Genomic DNA, 15309 nt, shown 5'->3' with positions numbered 1-15309 from the left:
AGATTGACTACAGGACTGGCACCATCCGGCCATTGGCTGAGGGTCACCTGTGCGCCGGTGTAATCAATGCTGCCGACGATGGTGCCCGCATTGGTAGCGGTGGAGAGATTCCTGATAATGGTGCCATCCCGGTCCTGATAGAACGCCCCGCCAAACTCAAACATCACGGAGCCCGGTACCAGCGGTTCTGATGTATTGGGCAAGAGCCGGATAAGCAAATCAGGCGCAGTGACACTTTCAGTTTCCGGCTGATGGGAAAGCGCGTTCTCCTGCGCCACCACCGACAGGGTATTGCCCTGGTAGGTTTCCGTCAGAGTTGTTGTATCACCCTCGACGCGCTGGCGGGTGTAGGTCTTGCCAGCGAACTCATAGCTATAGGTGTTGATCTTGTAGGTCTTATAGCTGTAGTTCTGTTCAGCCTCGATGGAAAACTCACCCGTGGCATAGTTGATGGAACCGGCGCGCCCCCCCTTCCAGCCCCCGGTACTGTCATCGGATACCGTATGGGTGACGTTGTAAATCCGGTCATAAATCTGGATGGGCTTGATATTGGTGCCTTTCCAGGCACTGGGAACCTCGCCGATCCGCTCACAGGTAAACGTCAGTTTGACACTGCCCGGTAACAAGGGCGCACCGGGAATAGTGCCGGTTGCGGTACCGCTGCCGTCCACATCAACACTGACCGGGCTGGTAATCTGGTTGCCCTGCTCATAGCTGACCGCGATGGCTGTGCCGGCATCAGGCAAAATATCCGGTACAAACGCCAGTTCTCCCGACGCATAAATCAGGCTGCCGGAACCATCACCGGCCAGAATCGCAGCACCGTTGTCGGTTAGCGTTTTGCTTTGGCCACCGCTGATATAGGTCACGGTAACGCTGCCCGGTTTAATCCCTGGATGTGCAGTGGTATGACGAACCTCCGGCTGTTGTGCAACCGCTGAGCCCGTATGGATGGTTAGCTCATCGGGAAATGGCAAGGAGTAACTGATCACCAATGCCGTGTCCACATCTGGCATGGCATCAAGGGTTACGGCTACTGAGCCGGTAGCGAAATCAATTGTGCCGCTGCCATTACCGGTCAGCAGTCCATTACCGGGGTCACGTAGCTCATACCATTTCCCCAGCGCCATGTAGCTCAGCACAAAACTGCCGGGACGGGGCTTTTCTTCCGGAAAAGCAAAGGTGTAGGTAAAGCCTCTATTCTGCAGTTCAATCTGAACGACTTCAGAGACACTGATGCCGGTTGCTGCAGTGCCCGGTTGCCAGTTTGCACTGGCATTACCGGTAAAGTAACTGCTGGTTCGATAGGCGTCGATTTGCCCGGTTTCATAATCGATGGTGATGCGCTCATAGGGATCGGAGCCTGAGACATGGTTGAACGCACCGGCACCATTGTCCTCATACGTACCACCGTCGATGGCCAGTACCAGGCTTTCCTTCACCACGCCGGCCCCCAGATAGGAGCGGGACTGGTTACCCTGGATATGTCCGAAAACCAGTGTCGTGTTTAAGGTGCCATTGCGCGTTGGCAAAATCTGGCGACTGCCGCTGTAACCGGGCTCATCAATTACCGCTGTTTCACTGGTGGCGCTGGGCACCAGGTGGGCATAGATACTGTTAACCTTGATTTTGGTGCTGCTGGCAGTGGCGGTTTCCTTGAGATGGGACGCACCATAGTATTTGGCGGCATCCGCGACCTGGGTGCTTTGCAGTCGGGTGAGTTTGGTGCTGTCTCTTCGTTCCGTACCGGTGGGGGTGGCTGTCCCGCCGGGAAAGGTCTGATCCAGCGGTGAGCTGATACCCAGCGTCAAACGACGACGGACAAAGTCCACATAAGTTTCATTTCGGCTGATGGTGAAGGTTTCGGTGCTGGCCGACACATCCGTGATGCGGATGTACTGTTCCTGTCCGGTATTCTCATCGAGCAGACGATAGACTTCACCAATTTCCGGCAGGCGATCCTCGGTTCGTTGGATGGCCTGAATACTGCGCTGGCCAACCAGCTGGTCACCCAAAAGTTCCCAGGACGCATCCACCGCTGGCACCACATAGGACTCAATCCGGTTGCGGGCCTCGGTACGCTCATCGGTCTGGCTGTCCGTGTTAAACAACAGGACATCGACTTTGCTATCCTGCGGCGGTTCGGTAATGATCAGATGAGCGCCCAGATAAGGATCGGTATTGTCAGTGCTGACACCGGCATAGACCTTCCGTAAAGAGACATCACCAAGGGTGCTATCAATGCGGGAAATATCCCGGAACAGGTTATTGATATCGCCATCAATCACTTCATTGCCCGTGGCTCGACCGCCGCCGTCAGACTCATCGGTCAGACGTTGTGAGGCGTAAAGTTTGACATCATCCGGAAGAATCGCCATCCATGGATCTCCGTTAATGATCAGGGTGCGACCGTTAGCAGCCTGACAGTGAGCGAGTAAAGGTAATCGTTATCGGGGTAGGCGTAGGGCAGCACTTGTTGTGCCTCGACAGCAGCACCATTACTACGGTCAAAAATCACCTGAAAGATTCGTGTATCAGGCAGGGTAAGCGTCATCACTTTTCCAGCTTCCGCTTCGAGCGTTTTCAGGGCATCAACCGTAGTGCGAGTTACCCAGCCCGACTGTTCCCCCAACAGTTCAATCTCCCGGCCATAAAGCTTTGCCTGCTCTTGCACCAACAAGGCACCGGTCAGGGTGCGCTCTGTTTCCTGCGCGACGGGCTGCCACTGGTATTCATTCACCCAGAGGAGATCATCCGGCAGCTCGATATCATCCAGCGTCATCCGATGGATCTCATGCCCGCAGTTTCCAGCGCCTTGAGGAGTTTCATTTCATCGCTGTCACGAATGCCGACGTCTACCTGTCCACCGGGATATTCCAGACGAATGATTTTCTCGGGAGTCGCTGGAGCACTGGTTTGTTGAGGAAGATTGGCATGTGTGAGTTTTGGTTGTTGTGAGGCCGGACGTTGTTCTTCCTCACGGATGCGCTCCTTTCGTTGCTCATCGTTAAGCTGACGACGTTTTTCGTTATAGACCTGTCGATTAAGCCGCAGGGATTTTTCCAGATTATTGATGGACTCGGCATCGCCCTTCTGCCGGGCATCGTTGAGTTCCGCCTCCAGTTCACGATTACGCTGCTCAAAGTTCCGTTTCTCAACCGCCTCCGTATTCCCTCGCAGCTGATCAAGTTCATTCTGCAGGCTTTCCAGGGTATTGCGGGTGCTGTCGTTGAGAGCATCCATCTGTTGTTTGGCTTGGGTTAGCGCACTATTCAAGGTACCGAGATCAGCCTCGTTGAGCAGGTTCAGGCTGTTACCCATGGAGGATGCCTGACGGGTAAAGGACTGGGCTGTCAGTTCACCGTTTCGCCATGCCTGCATCAACTCTTCAAAGGTTATTTTCTGTTCCAGAAATTTAATCTTGGTGACTTCTGCAGCAATTGCCGTCTCCTTGAACCAGTCACTGATGCCGGTGGCTTCCAGATGTCCCATGGACTGACTGAGCGCCTGAGCCTTTTGTTGTGCCTTACCAAGCTGCTCCCTGAGGATTGCTATTTCATCCCCTGTGTTACGAATTGCATCACTGTTGTTGCCGGCATTGATTGCCTGAAAGGCGGCTTCTGCAGCTGGGCTCATGGCATGGAGTTCAGTGGTAATGCCGTTAATATGGTTGGCCATCATGCCGGTGATGGATTGCGCGTCACCGGCTCTTTGAGTGAGCCCTGTAAATGCCTCACCCCCGTCGCTTTTGATGGATTTGAAACCGGATGACGTCTCTTTGGCAGCGTCCTTGAGTTCTTTCAGCTTGTCCTTGAGTTTTTCAGCCGCGCTCTGGTAGTCCTCAGCGGAGAGTTTCTGTTCGTTATAGGATCTCGCCAGGATGACACCGATATCCGCCAGTTCGGCACTGGTTTCTGACGCATCAATGGCATCCAGTGCGGACTGGATATCACTGTACAGGTTGGACGTGGATTCAGCGGTTTGTTCGTTACTCTGCTGGATATTGTCGTTTGTTGATTTGACGGTCGTCGCCGTCTTTTTAGCAGCTTGCTGTATCTGGCGCTGGCTGCCGGTAAAGGCTGAAGCCATGTTATCGAGGCTTGTGCGGATCTGTTTGGCGTCTTCTGCGGTTTCCCGGGCAAAGCCGGACATCACTTCTCGGGTGGCTTCACTGAAGTGACGGGTTTTCTGTGCCAGCTCATCGGCATCAAAAACCTCCAGCACATCGGCCACGCCTTGAGTAATCTGCGCCAAAGCACCGCTGATAAAGGTCGCAGCGCCCTTCACCACCAATGTGAAACTGTTAAAGAAAACGCTGATGGTATTGCCGATGATCCGAAAGGCGCCAACAATGCCGCTGGCCTGTTCGGCAATACTGGTAAAGCCCTGACGCACCCGCTCAACAAAGTCATCCAGGGTAATGCCTTCAAAGGCACCACGTATGCCTTCTGCCATGGCGATAAAGCTGTCTGATATCGCTTGGGCCAGCGCCTGTAACCGACCATCCTTATCGAGTTTATCCAGCTTGCTACTGAGCGTCGCCAAGGCTGAGTTCACATAATCCAGCCAGCCACTCTCGGCAACAGCGTTTTTGAACTCTTCCCAGCGATCCTTGAGGTTCGAAACATAACCGGACAACAGTTGCATATTGGCAGCCGCCGCTCCTGACGACGACCGGCCAATCTCGGTAATCAAGCCACGAATGACATCGGTGCCCAGCTTGCCCTGTTCGGAGAGTTTGCGCAGCTCGGTAACATTACGCCCTGTGACATTGGCCAGCAGCTCCCACACGGGGACACCTGCCTCAATTAACTGCCGGAGCTCTTCGCCCTGCAGTTTCTGCTTACCCCAGGCCTGTCCCAGCGCCAGGCTGATACGCTGCAGCCGTTCATAGCTGCCCCCCAGCTTGCTGTTCACATCAACCAGCGCCTGCAGGGTGCCGTCCATGGGATCCAGGCCGAAGTTCTTCAGGGTAACGAACGCATCGGTAACCTGTTGCAACTGCAATGGCGTGTTGCGGGTGAATTCACGGATCCAGTCAGTCGCTTCGCCCCCTGCTTCAATGGAACCCATGATGGCGTTGAGCTGGATGCGCAGACGCTCAAACCGATCCCCCGTTTCCAGAATCCCCGTCAGTGCACGTTTAATGAGGTAGAGACCAGAGGCGGCGGTGACCAGACGAAGGAAAGAACCCGACAACCGATTAACACTTTGCCGGGCATTATCTGCGTCGGCTGCCGTTTGACGGAAACGATTCCGACGCAGCGTCTCACGGGTGGTGCGGGCCTTGCGGGAAACGGACTGGTAGGCATCGGCTGTCGCCTTGAGCTTTTGTTGCAGCGATGCCTGCTGGCTGGCCAGATTGCGGTTGGAAAGCCCCTGTTTCTCAAGGGAGCGACGCAGCTCCGCTAACTTGTCCCGCTGCTTTCCGTACTGATCATTGAGCGCACTGACGGTCTTACGGGTCGAGGCCAGCTGCTGTTGCAGCCGTTTGGAAGGCTGTGCTGTCTTGCTGTAGGCACGGGCCAGTTCCACGACACGGTTTTGCGCTTCCCGATAGGCACGGTTACTGTCCCGTACCGTGGTGACCTGTTTGCGAAATGTCGTGAGTAAACGATCCTGACGCTCTAATGCTTTCAGTTCCGTTTTGAGGTCACGGGCACGGTCATCCAGCTCGCCCAGGGAGTCAGCCGATTTACGAATAACACCGGAGAGCAGGTCCCGGGCTTTAAGGGTGAGCCGGATGGCCGAGTCGCGCAGGCTGGCCATATTATTGCGCCAGATCCAGCCGCATAAACGGGCTCAGGCCGGCGCCACTAATGGTCGGGTCGGCCAGGATATCCATGGCCAACGGAATGCTGGCAAAGTCTTCCGAGATAAAACCCAGGTTCTGCACTGGCGAGAATTTCACCCGATGCACCCGGATACTGAATGGCAAACCTTCCTGAGCATCGTTGAGTCCTTCCATAAAGAGTGCAAACTCCTTGCCTGACTCCACTAGTGCCTGTACCGCATTAGCGACCAGCGGCGTATAGGAAACGGTAATGCCCTGGTCATTGATGGCCCCACCATCCAGCACCCGAACACCGGATTTGGTCAGTTCATAGTCCACATTTTCGGTCAGGGGATTTGAAAGACTGTCGTTAACGGTGATGGTCTGGCTTAAGTCTGGCAACTTATCGAAAGGAATCAGCTCATCGGCGATACCGTGGCTGGCATGGGGTTCATCGGTCACTGCGCCCGCGCCAATCTCACTGACAGAAGCGCGCAAGGCCAGGGCGATGTTCTGCGCCGTGAAATCATGGGCAGTGATGGAACCGGTAATACCAGAGATGCGTGAGACCACATTCCGGTTCCCGCCACCGCCCAGGTAGTTTTTGAGCTCCTTCTTTTCCTCTTCAAAGCTGAAGGTAAATTCACTGACATTGCCCACTGGCAATAGTGGAGCTGACTGGTCGTAGGGCTGGATATGAATACTGCCGGCACCAATAAAACTGCGGTCAACCTGTGACATAAGCGTGTCCTTTGCTGGGTTTCTACTCGGGAGTAATCAGGGCGAGAGAACGGTATCCACCTGCAGCCCAATGTCCGCAAACGACAGCCGTCCATGGGCGGGAGCGATATCAAACTGGGTTTCGGTCAGCTGCAGCTTACGGGCTTCCGGACACAGTCGTGTGCCTAGTGCCAAAGCCTGTCGGATCTGGTGACTGAGCTGCAGCAGTGATTCGGTAGACGCTTCACTGGTGCGAACCGCCAGACTGATGAGAAACTGCAGCTGGTAAAGCCCGCGTTGACCGCTGCGATTGAGTTCAATCAGTGATTCCAGCTGCACTAGTATGGCCGGCACTTCCAAGTCATCCTCAAGACCCGTGGCGGGGTAACCGACTTTGACGTGGGAGCAAACGGATTCCAGCCGGGCAATCAACGCTGTCAGAATCCGGTTTTCAGGAATAGGCTCGCCCATCAGCTGCCCTCAATATTGAATGCAAAGTTGAGCTCCTGCTGAAGCAAGGTCGTGAACCGTTCAAGCAAGTGAGACTCCAATGCGGACAACAGATCACCGGCATGCTCATCAATAGACAACGACTGTTTCTCAATCGGGAGCCCCATCCACATCACCTTGCCGGAACGTTGGGAGATCTGCTTTCGGTGCTGCCAGTGGGGCGCCCGTTTGAACACCATCTCATGGTTACTGTTGACCGGCTGCATCAAAAAAGCGCCCTGCCAGAACCGGCGTCCGACTCTGACGCCTGATCGAGTTTGACGGGGATTACCCAGGTAATGGGCAGGAATAGCGGAGAGCCCCACCCAGATCACCACCTGATAACCGTCATGGCCACGCCGGCCCGGCGGTTCCAGCGTAACCTTCACCCGACCGAGATTCTTGAGTAATGTCTGGCTCACGGATACCCGACGACTGAGTTCACGCAACACCTGCCGTTCGGCAAAGCGTGAGAGTTTGGTCATGGTGCGTCGGATGGCGTGGTTGACCTTCTCCGGCGAATCATTGAGTTCGGTCGTCAACCGGTGCAGGGTTTCATCCAACTCAATGGTCAGCTGCATGAAGGTTCCAGGTGGTCAGGTAGCCATCGTCTTTGAGCCTGCGATCCACACGCCAGGCCTCCATGCCTGTGCTGACCAGATCCCCCCGTTCCAACTGCACCATCCGGTCAAAGGTCACAGTAGTCATGGTCTGCATGACGGCTTCAAAGCTTCCGACCGGCGTCACATTGCGCGACAGAATGCCGGTAACGGACTCGCTGGCACCATCTTTACGGGTAATCATAAGACGCTGACCCAACGAGGCCAGCACCGTTGTTGTCATGGTGGCAAAGGCATCTGTCATGACATCTTGCAGCGAATCACCGCCCGGGGTTTGAGGCAGATCGGCAACGGGTTGGACTGGGTGTGAATCTGAACCCCCTTGTCGAAGTCCATCACCCGCTGCTTGGCATAGCGCGGCAACCCGATGGTGTTGACCGTTTCCACAAAGTCCGCCGGGGCAAACCAGGTACGGAAGATACCCGTCCCCTCCGGGATCACATAGGCTTCGTTGGCCGGGATAAAAGGGATGCCATCGACCTGACCGCGGTATTCCTCCCAGAAAATATCCCCGAAGTTAAAGCCCCCTTTCGGATCGTTTCTGAGCAGCGCACTGTCCTGGTAGCGTTGATAGGCATCCTTGACGTAATCATGGGCAACCAGCCCATCGTAAAAATCCGCCCCACAAAAGGCCCGCAAGCCGGAATAAGGCTGGGCGCCAAGGGCGTCGTCTACCTTACGACGGAGTTTGACGCACTGGATACGTACATCCGTGGTTGCATCACTGAACTTGTAGGTGTGGGTCTGCTGGGTCACGCCAAACTCGTGGAACAGGTCATAAATCACAGTGCTGCCATCAGCATCCAGAATCAGCCCCTTGAGCGCTCCCAGTCGCAGATGCTCCAGGGTAACCTCATGATTAGCGTTCATATCGCTGAGGCGCTGGTTCACTACGGTCCGTACCCCTTCAAGCGTAGACTCGGACCCGAAGGCACGCACATTGCGTACTTCATCGGCCAGGATGGTCGAGTCATAGGGGATGTGGGGAATCACAAAACTGCGCACCTGTCGTTTGCCACCCCGGGCCTGCATTGCCGGCGCCCCCCGCTGACTGGTCGGCAACAGGTGCAGCTCACCGTTTTTCGATTCCACCATCGCCGAGGTGGTATTGATGCCGGATTCAGTAAACAGCCCCAACTTACCAATCCTTCCGGGTTTATAGGGCTGGTTGTTGATGGTCGCCGTCAGACTGGTGAGGCTGAAGGCATCATCATTGAAGATATCCAGTAAGCTCATACGGGTTCTCCCTCCCGGACAAAGATATTCAGCGGCTTCAACTGCTCGATGCCGGCATTGATCTGCTCTTCACTGAGGTCCTGCCAGAGCAACAGGGTGCCATCCACTTCCGCTAACCGGGCAATCAGCACCCCTTCCCCGGGCTCATCACCGGTATCGACACGGTCCAGCAGAACGCCGCCAGCCGTGGCAAAGGCATCCGCCGCTGCGGCATCCAGCGCCAGGTACTGATCGGTAGCCGCATCCATGTAGACGACTGTCCCTGGCAGCAATGTCTGGTTAGGCGCCAGCACTACCTTCTCGCGGCTGATGCTGTTGTTTCCTTCAGATACAAGAAACTCTCCGGTATGCACCGGTTCGGTCATCACAGGCATGGGTTGCGTCCTTTCAGGCTTGAGTCGTTTGCGGGGAGGTTTGGCCGTTGCGATTGCGATAAACAGCAGCGGTATCAATCAGGGGCTTGATAATGTTCTGCTGCTGATCAGGCGTCAGGGTGTTGTTGACCGATGGGGCATTGGCCGTCAGTTTCTCGAAGAGAGCAGCGCGCACTTCATCCACCGTATTGGCTGACTGGATAAAGCCTGCGGCCAGATCGGGCGCATGGGCTGCAGCACACAGCGACTTGATGCTCTCGCAGTCCTGGAATTTTTCCCTGACCTGATCCGGGTTCTGTTTGTCACGGATGCAAGCTTCTGCCAGTTCCGGGTAACCGGCCTGATTGCACAAGCGTACAATGGCCAGAGCATCGATATCCTCTGGTTCGTTCTTCACTGTTTTGGTGGCTGGTTTTGGTGCCGGTGGCTCCATCTTGACAGGCGGCGCATGGTTGAAAAGGGACAAATCAAACGACGCCGCCAATTGCACCGGCTTGTCGATGCTGTCGATCAGCCCTTTCTCCTTAGCCTCAGCTGCTGTGAACCAGGTTTCTTCCGCCATCAGGGTTACAATCTCGGCCACCGGCAGGCCGCAGCGCTCACTGTAGGTCATGGCAATGCTGTCCCGGGCCTTGTCCAGCATACCCGCTGTACGACGAAGATCATCCGCCTCCCCACTGACCCAGCCAAAGGGGTTATGGATCATAAAGAGTGCATTCTCTGCCATCTGCACCGTGTCGCCTGCCATGGCAATGACACTGGCAATACTGGCCGCCAGCCCTTCAATGCGTACCGTGATATTGGCCGGGTGATAACGCAGGGCGTTGTAGATGGCGATACCATCAAATACGCTGCCACCGGGACTGTTGATGCGAACAGTGATGGCATCGATATCGATAGTTTTCAGCGTATCGACCAGCTGCCGGGCAGAAAGTCCCGCCCAGTCACCAATCACGTCATAGATCATGAGTTCAGCGTTACCAGACTGGTTTTTCAGTGTGTACCAGGGCTTATTGGTTCGACTCATCGGCGGGTTCTTCCTTGAGTTTGTTAGATGACGGTTGTTGTGGCTGCGGCGCTTCCTGTTGCCGGGCATCGCTGTCGTATTGCAGATCCAGATCGTCGGCACGACGGTTATCTGCAGCGATTTCCGTATCCACCTGTTCGCTGTCATAACCCTGCTCGGAAACCACTTCCGAGCGTGACTTGAAGCCATTGCGGACTGCCAGCGCCTGGGCCTGCATGTCCTGCACCGGATGGATATAGGCCCAGCCATGGGGGATCCATTTCACCCGGCGGTAGTCGTTGGGTTTGTTGTGGTAATTCGGGGCGTTAATAGCGCCAGAGAGAACTGCCAGCTCCAGCCAGCGATTCCAGACAGGGCGACACAGCTGGAACACCAGCTGGTTATGCTGCAACTGTTGAATACGACGGCGAAACTCATTGAGCACCACCCGTAATGCCCGGTCACTGACGCCTTTCATATCACCGGACAAGAGTTCAAAAGGGAGTCCGATTCCGGCAGACACTGCCATCAGCTGCTGCCGGATAAAATCGGGATAATCACTGGCCGCCCCTGGCGGCGTGTTAAAGACTATTTCTTCTCCGGGTGATAGCTCCTGCATGGTGCCCGGTTCCATTCCCACCATGGGCACACCCTGCAGATCGTAAACAATGGGGCGTCCCGTCAGCGGATCCACCCGCTCCTGTTCTGGCGCCGGTTTGGTGATAAAGCCTGTAAACAGGTTGGCGATCTCCTGCCTGAGCAGGGTGGCGTCATCAAACTTGTCCAGGTGATGCATCCGCAACAGCACTTGGGTTAATACCGGCTGTCCGCGCAGCTGTCCTGGCCTTAACGGCTCGTAGAGATGCAGTACCTCTTCTGCCGGAATCCGGCGGAGATTAGCTGTATCCAGAATGGTGTAATCGTGGGGATGGGCCTTGTGCATCCAGTAGGCCACCCGCCGACCCAGCTTATCCAGCTCAATACCCGCTCGGATGGCGTGACCATTTTTGAGATCATCGTTGTAGTCCCAGGGGACAAACTCCGCTTCCAGCAGTTGCAGCTGCAGCGGTACCGACAAGCCATCTTCTGGTCGTCGGGGTCTGAGGCGGATAAAACACTCACCGGCTTCCAGCATGGCCCTGGCGGCGAGGCTTTGCTGGCCGTAAAAATCCAGTTGCCCATCCGCATCAGACTCATCGGTCCAGTCCAGAAACAGCTGTTGCAAATCTCTGCGAAAGCGGTCATCACGGGCGTCGGATTTGGGTTTAATGCCCGTGCCGACAATGTTCGATACCAGCTTGTCCAACCCACTCGCGGCCCAGGGATCATTACGGATTGCTGCCCGGCTGCGATTGATCAGGGTGCCGAGATTACCCGACAAGGTATGATTGGGACCGCTTTGCGGCGCATGCCAGCCTTTGCTTCGCCGTCCGTGACCTGCCGAGGTATAAGCCAGATTATTCATGCCACCCAGCAACCACCCGGCCACCCGCTGTTTCAAACCCATCAAAGCCCCCGGGTACTGTATATGCCATACTGCTTCGGTCGTTTGGATTGCTTCGCCAGCTCCCGCTCTATGGCGTGAAGCCGTCGCTCCATTTCGCTGAAACTGGCGTATTCCACCTTACGCCCTTCAAACTCCACCGTGCGGGTATCGCGAAGCAGTACGGCCCGCTTGAGTGCGTCGTATTCTTCCTGGCTGATCATGGTGTTATCCGTTGAGGTAGCTGCTGCGACTGATGCGGCGTGGCCGGCTTTCCTGTGATGGTGCCGGCGTTTCCTGCACGTCTTCGCCGGTTTCCGGCACAGGCCGGTTGAGTGCCAGCTGTTCCAGATCCAACCCCCGGTGTTGTTGCAGGATTCGAACAGCCGTCAGGGCATAGACCCGGCAATCCAGTGCTTCGTTACGACGTTTTTTGGCATCCCACTCAAAATGGGCGACGCCATGTTTGTACTTGCGGATCTTTTCTTCTGCGGTTGCCTGCTTGAAGTAATCTTCATCGAAGCAGTCGTTGACTGGCCAGTGGCAATAGCCGGCACCGGGTTCCTGGATTCGATAGCGTTGGTAGATCAATTCTTTGGCTGTGTCCGTTCCCACCAACGTAAGATAAACCCCCTTACGGTTACGGGTCTTCGGAAAGGTCGCGATGGCCTTACCCGACTGCGATGCCCCCTTGACCGGTATCAGCCAGTCAATGCCCAGCTTGCGGCTGAAGGCATAGACCTCATCGGTGAAATGGCCGCCGGAGTCCATGCATACCTGGGCCAGATTCATCAGGACGCCATCTTCCCTGCGATAAGACTGCCGCAGTTTATCAGCCAGTATCTGCCAGATCCCGGGACGACTCAGATCGCCGTAAAGACGGACATAATCCACGGACCAGCTTTCCTCACCGGCACCCCAGCCAACGACTTCAAACTCCACCCGGTCATCCTGCACATCCACGCCCGCGGTTAATACTTCGACAAACCAGGGCACGGGGGCCGGATAATGTTCACGACGCTGGTACAGCAGTTCATGGTCGACCGTTTCACCCGCTTCCTGCCAGGTTTCTCCCAGTACGGTATTGGTCCAGTCCTTGAGCAGCACCGGATCGTCTTTGGCCGCCAGAAAATCTNCACCCATTCACCGCCTGCCAGCAGTTTCGGCTTGTCATGCTCACGCATACGGTGGCGACAGCGGATGCATTCAAAACTGGCAGTATCCGGGTCTTTGTCTTCAAACCGGATCTGCGCCCATTCGATGGGTTGTTTGTGACCACATTCGGTGCAGGGCACATAAAAGCGACGCTGGTCAGAGGCCTGGTAGGCCGATTCGATCTTGCTGGCCCCGGCAATGTTCGGGGTGGAGACCATGAAAATTTTGCGATTGCGTGAAAATGTCGCAGTACGCTTGATAGCCAGGTTGATAGGACTGCCCTCGCCGTCCACATCGTCTTCATAGGCGTCTACCTCATCCAGGAACAGAAACCGTGCCGGCATGGAGCGCAGCCCGGTGGCGGAGTTCGCCCCGGTAATGATCAACACCCCGTTGGGAAACTCCTTCACCATCTGGGTATTGCCCGAGTCCCGGCTCCTGGGGTCTTTCACCCGGTCCCGCAGGATGGGCATTTCCTCGATCATCGGCGCAATGCGCTGCTTCGAGGTTCGCTTGGCCATATCCAGTGTCGGTAATACATAGAGCATTGGCCCCGGGGTATGGTGGATCACATACCCGAGCCAGTTATTCCCGCACTCCGTGCCACCTACCTGGGCGCCTTTCATGAACGCCACCCGCTCGACAGAAGACGACGGACTCAGTGCATCCATGATCTCCTTAAGATAAGGGGTTCGCGCCGTCCGCCAGCGACCCGCTTCCTTGGCTGCCTTCATGGGCAGGATCCGGTGCTGGTCCGACCACTCGGAGACGGTCAGGCGGGTATCAGGTTTCAGGCCAGTGAAAAAACCATTGAACCAGGGGCTGTTGGTCATGATTTACCGGATGCCATAAACCCTGATCTCACCGGAACCAAAGGGCGCATGGGTCAGACGCATCTTCAACGCGAGCACCGGCGCTGCCGCCCGGACAATACCGTGCCCCAAAGTGGCTTCGGGATTACCGCTGTTATCCTCGTGCCAGACCTGCATACCAATCCGGGTTGGCGCAATCGCCGTCGGCGCAAACACGGTTAATTCGGCACACACCGCGCCGCTTTTGCCAAGGGCATTACTGGTCAGGGCCAGTTTGTTAGTAGTGGTCGATGAAGAGGACTGGGTGGTGTCGTTGAAGCGGTACTTGTAATCAAAGCTTCCGGTCTGCCAGGTACTCCCGTCACTGCTGGCCAATAATTCCATCTGGGTGTTGGAACTGCCATCGCAGGCAACATTGAGCAACATCAGCTTGTACAAACTGTACTCACTGCTGAAGGTCACCGGAAAAATATACTCGGCATTGCCGGCCGGAAAGTTACCGGTTGCCAGCAAGGTCCAGTCGCCACCACCGGCCGCAGCGGGCTGCCAGCCGTTGTCCTGACGAACATACTGTCCGCCATCAGCTGGCGCATCGTCAATAAACGACACACTACCAATGACAACCACCTGTCCCGACACATGGGCATAGAGCTTGCCATCAGCTGTATTGATGGCGAGCTCCCCTTCCTGGAGGTTCGCCGGTACAGCACCCGGCGACGCTGAGCGCCTGAGCTGAATACCCGCCATCTCAGAAGCTGCCCCCGTCCAGGGTTACGCCATTGATTGTCCCGCCGGTAATTGCCACGGCACCGGCATTTTGCTGCGCCATATCGTCCAGGCCAAGATTGGTACGCGCCACCGCCGCATCGGCAAGATCTGACAGGTTCGCACTTGTAGCCAGCTTCCCGGAAACACTGGTTACCAGCGAAGCAATCTCGCTGTCATTCCCCTGTAATGCGACAGCCAACTCATTCAGCGTATCCAGCGCGGCGGGGGCACCACTCACTAGCGCATTGATGGCATCGGCAATTTTGCTATCAACCTGGGATTCCGTGATGCCAGACGCACCATCGAGGGTCAACACACCCTCGACATCAACCAGTAAACCTGAGCCTGCCTTGATGCCGCCCAGGGTTGTAGTGGTCGCAGCAGGCAAGGTGTAGTTGTTGGCTCCGGTTTCAATAGAGGCCAGTTTGTCGTGGTCGGCAAAACCACCAATGACGATAACTGTGTCACCACTGGCGCCAATAAAGAGCTGCCCCGAGGCTTCCGAGTAAGCCAGTTCACCTTCCTCTAATGCCGTAGGAGCACCGGTTACCTGGCTGCGTTTGATGCGGATGATATTGGCCATATCGTCAGTCTTCCCTGAATTGGAACAAACGTCTGTTGACTGTTACCACGAGTTTCTTTCCGTGACAGCAACATCATATCCCTGTCACTAATCCGGCTTTGTTGCATACCTCCTGAAACACCCGATTTCGCTACAGACTACGACTGGCGGGCCAGAAAGTTTTTTGGCATGCAGGATGCACTTATACAAATACGTATTAACCCTTGTCGCAAATCAATACGGCTTCGATTTCAGGGAAAGATAATACGGTCATGGATGGCCATCTTGAGGGGCTGACAATAACAAAAACG

Annotated in this window: 16 protein-coding genes; all 16 read right to left on the bottom strand. The window is 55.7% G+C overall.

Going from position 1 to position 15309, the window contains the following annotated elements:
* Positions 1–2378: hypothetical protein (locus ABD892_RS05625; RefSeq protein ID WP_345194428.1), on the bottom strand; the 2378-nt coding region annotated here is incomplete at its 3' end.
* A 20-nt stretch (positions 2379–2398) separates the two neighbouring features.
* A complete protein-coding gene (locus ABD892_RS05620; RefSeq protein ID WP_345194427.1) occupies positions 2399–2782 on the bottom strand; it encodes a hypothetical protein in 384 nt (127 codons plus the stop codon).
* Complete coding sequence (locus tag ABD892_RS05615; protein ID WP_345194426.1) at positions 2779–5769, bottom strand: tape measure protein; 2991 nt, start codon at positions 5767–5769, stop codon at positions 2779–2781. Before ABD892_RS05615 ends, ABD892_RS05620 begins: the two co-directional genes overlap by 4 nt.
* A 1-nt stretch (position 5770) precedes the next feature.
* Positions 5771–6514: a phage tail tube protein gene (locus tag ABD892_RS05610; RefSeq protein WP_345194425.1), complete on the bottom strand. Its 744-nt coding sequence runs from the start codon at positions 6512–6514 to the stop codon at positions 5771–5773.
* 36 nt (positions 6515–6550) lie between these two features.
* Positions 6551–6964 carry a hypothetical protein gene (locus tag ABD892_RS05605; RefSeq protein WP_345194424.1) on the bottom strand — a complete coding sequence of 138 codons (414 nt, stop codon included), beginning with the start codon at positions 6962–6964 and terminating at the stop codon, positions 6551–6553.
* Positions 6964–7563, bottom strand: coding sequence for a hypothetical protein (locus tag ABD892_RS05600; protein WP_345194423.1), 600 nt, complete (start codon positions 7561–7563; stop codon positions 6964–6966). The genes ABD892_RS05605 and ABD892_RS05600 overlap by 1 nt, the downstream gene beginning before the upstream one ends.
* Positions 7547–7846: a hypothetical protein gene (locus ABD892_RS05595; protein ID WP_345194422.1), complete on the bottom strand. Its 300-nt coding sequence runs from the start codon at positions 7844–7846 to the stop codon at positions 7547–7549. The genes ABD892_RS05600 and ABD892_RS05595 overlap by 17 nt, the downstream gene beginning before the upstream one ends.
* Positions 7843–8838, bottom strand: coding sequence for a major capsid protein (locus ABD892_RS05590; RefSeq protein ID WP_345194421.1), 996 nt, complete (start codon positions 8836–8838; stop codon positions 7843–7845). Before ABD892_RS05590 ends, ABD892_RS05595 begins: the two co-directional genes overlap by 4 nt.
* Positions 8835–9212 (bottom strand): head decoration protein, encoded by a 378-nt coding sequence (locus tag ABD892_RS05585; RefSeq protein WP_345194420.1) that lies wholly within the window; start codon positions 9210–9212, stop codon positions 8835–8837. Before ABD892_RS05585 ends, ABD892_RS05590 begins: the two co-directional genes overlap by 4 nt.
* 13 nt (positions 9213–9225) lie before the next feature.
* Positions 9226–10239 (bottom strand): head maturation protease, ClpP-related, encoded by a 1014-nt coding sequence (locus ABD892_RS05580; RefSeq protein ID WP_345194418.1) that lies wholly within the window; start codon positions 10237–10239, stop codon positions 9226–9228.
* Entirely contained in the window at positions 10223–11725 is a 1503-nt protein-coding gene (locus tag ABD892_RS05575; RefSeq protein WP_345194416.1) for a phage portal protein, read from the bottom strand. Before ABD892_RS05575 ends, ABD892_RS05580 begins: the two co-directional genes overlap by 17 nt.
* On the bottom strand, positions 11725–11925 hold the full coding sequence (locus ABD892_RS05570) for a phage head-tail joining protein (protein ID WP_345194415.1): 201 nt from the start codon (positions 11923–11925) through the stop codon (positions 11725–11727). Before ABD892_RS05570 ends, ABD892_RS05575 begins: the two co-directional genes overlap by 1 nt.
* A 4-nt stretch (positions 11926–11929) precedes the next feature.
* Positions 11930–12778 carry a terminase gpA endonuclease subunit gene (locus ABD892_RS05565; RefSeq protein ID WP_345194429.1) on the bottom strand — a complete coding sequence of 283 codons (849 nt, stop codon included), beginning with the start codon at positions 12776–12778 and terminating at the stop codon, positions 11930–11932.
* The gene (locus ABD892_RS05560) at positions 12673–13527 is read right to left on the bottom strand and encodes a phage terminase large subunit family protein (RefSeq protein ID WP_425559179.1); all 855 of its coding nucleotides are present in this window, start codon (positions 13525–13527) and stop codon (positions 12673–12675) included. The genes ABD892_RS05565 and ABD892_RS05560 overlap by 106 nt, the downstream gene beginning before the upstream one ends.
* A 165-nt stretch (positions 13528–13692) precedes the next feature.
* Positions 13693–14415, bottom strand: coding sequence for a hypothetical protein (locus ABD892_RS05555; RefSeq protein WP_345194412.1), 723 nt, complete (start codon positions 14413–14415; stop codon positions 13693–13695).
* A gap of 1 nt (position 14416) precedes the next feature.
* Positions 14417–15019, bottom strand: a complete 603-nt coding sequence (locus ABD892_RS05550; protein WP_345194411.1) for a head fiber protein — start codon at positions 15017–15019, stop codon at positions 14417–14419.
* Between the last annotated feature and the right edge of the window lie 290 nt (positions 15020–15309).

Origin of the sequence: Kistimonas scapharcae (assembly GCF_039540975.1) — a bacterium.
GTDB lineage: Bacteria > Pseudomonadota > Gammaproteobacteria > Pseudomonadales > Endozoicomonadaceae > Kistimonas > Kistimonas scapharcae.
The sequence above is the reverse complement of the archived record's forward strand: the minus strand, read 5'-3'. Positions and strand labels throughout refer to the sequence as shown.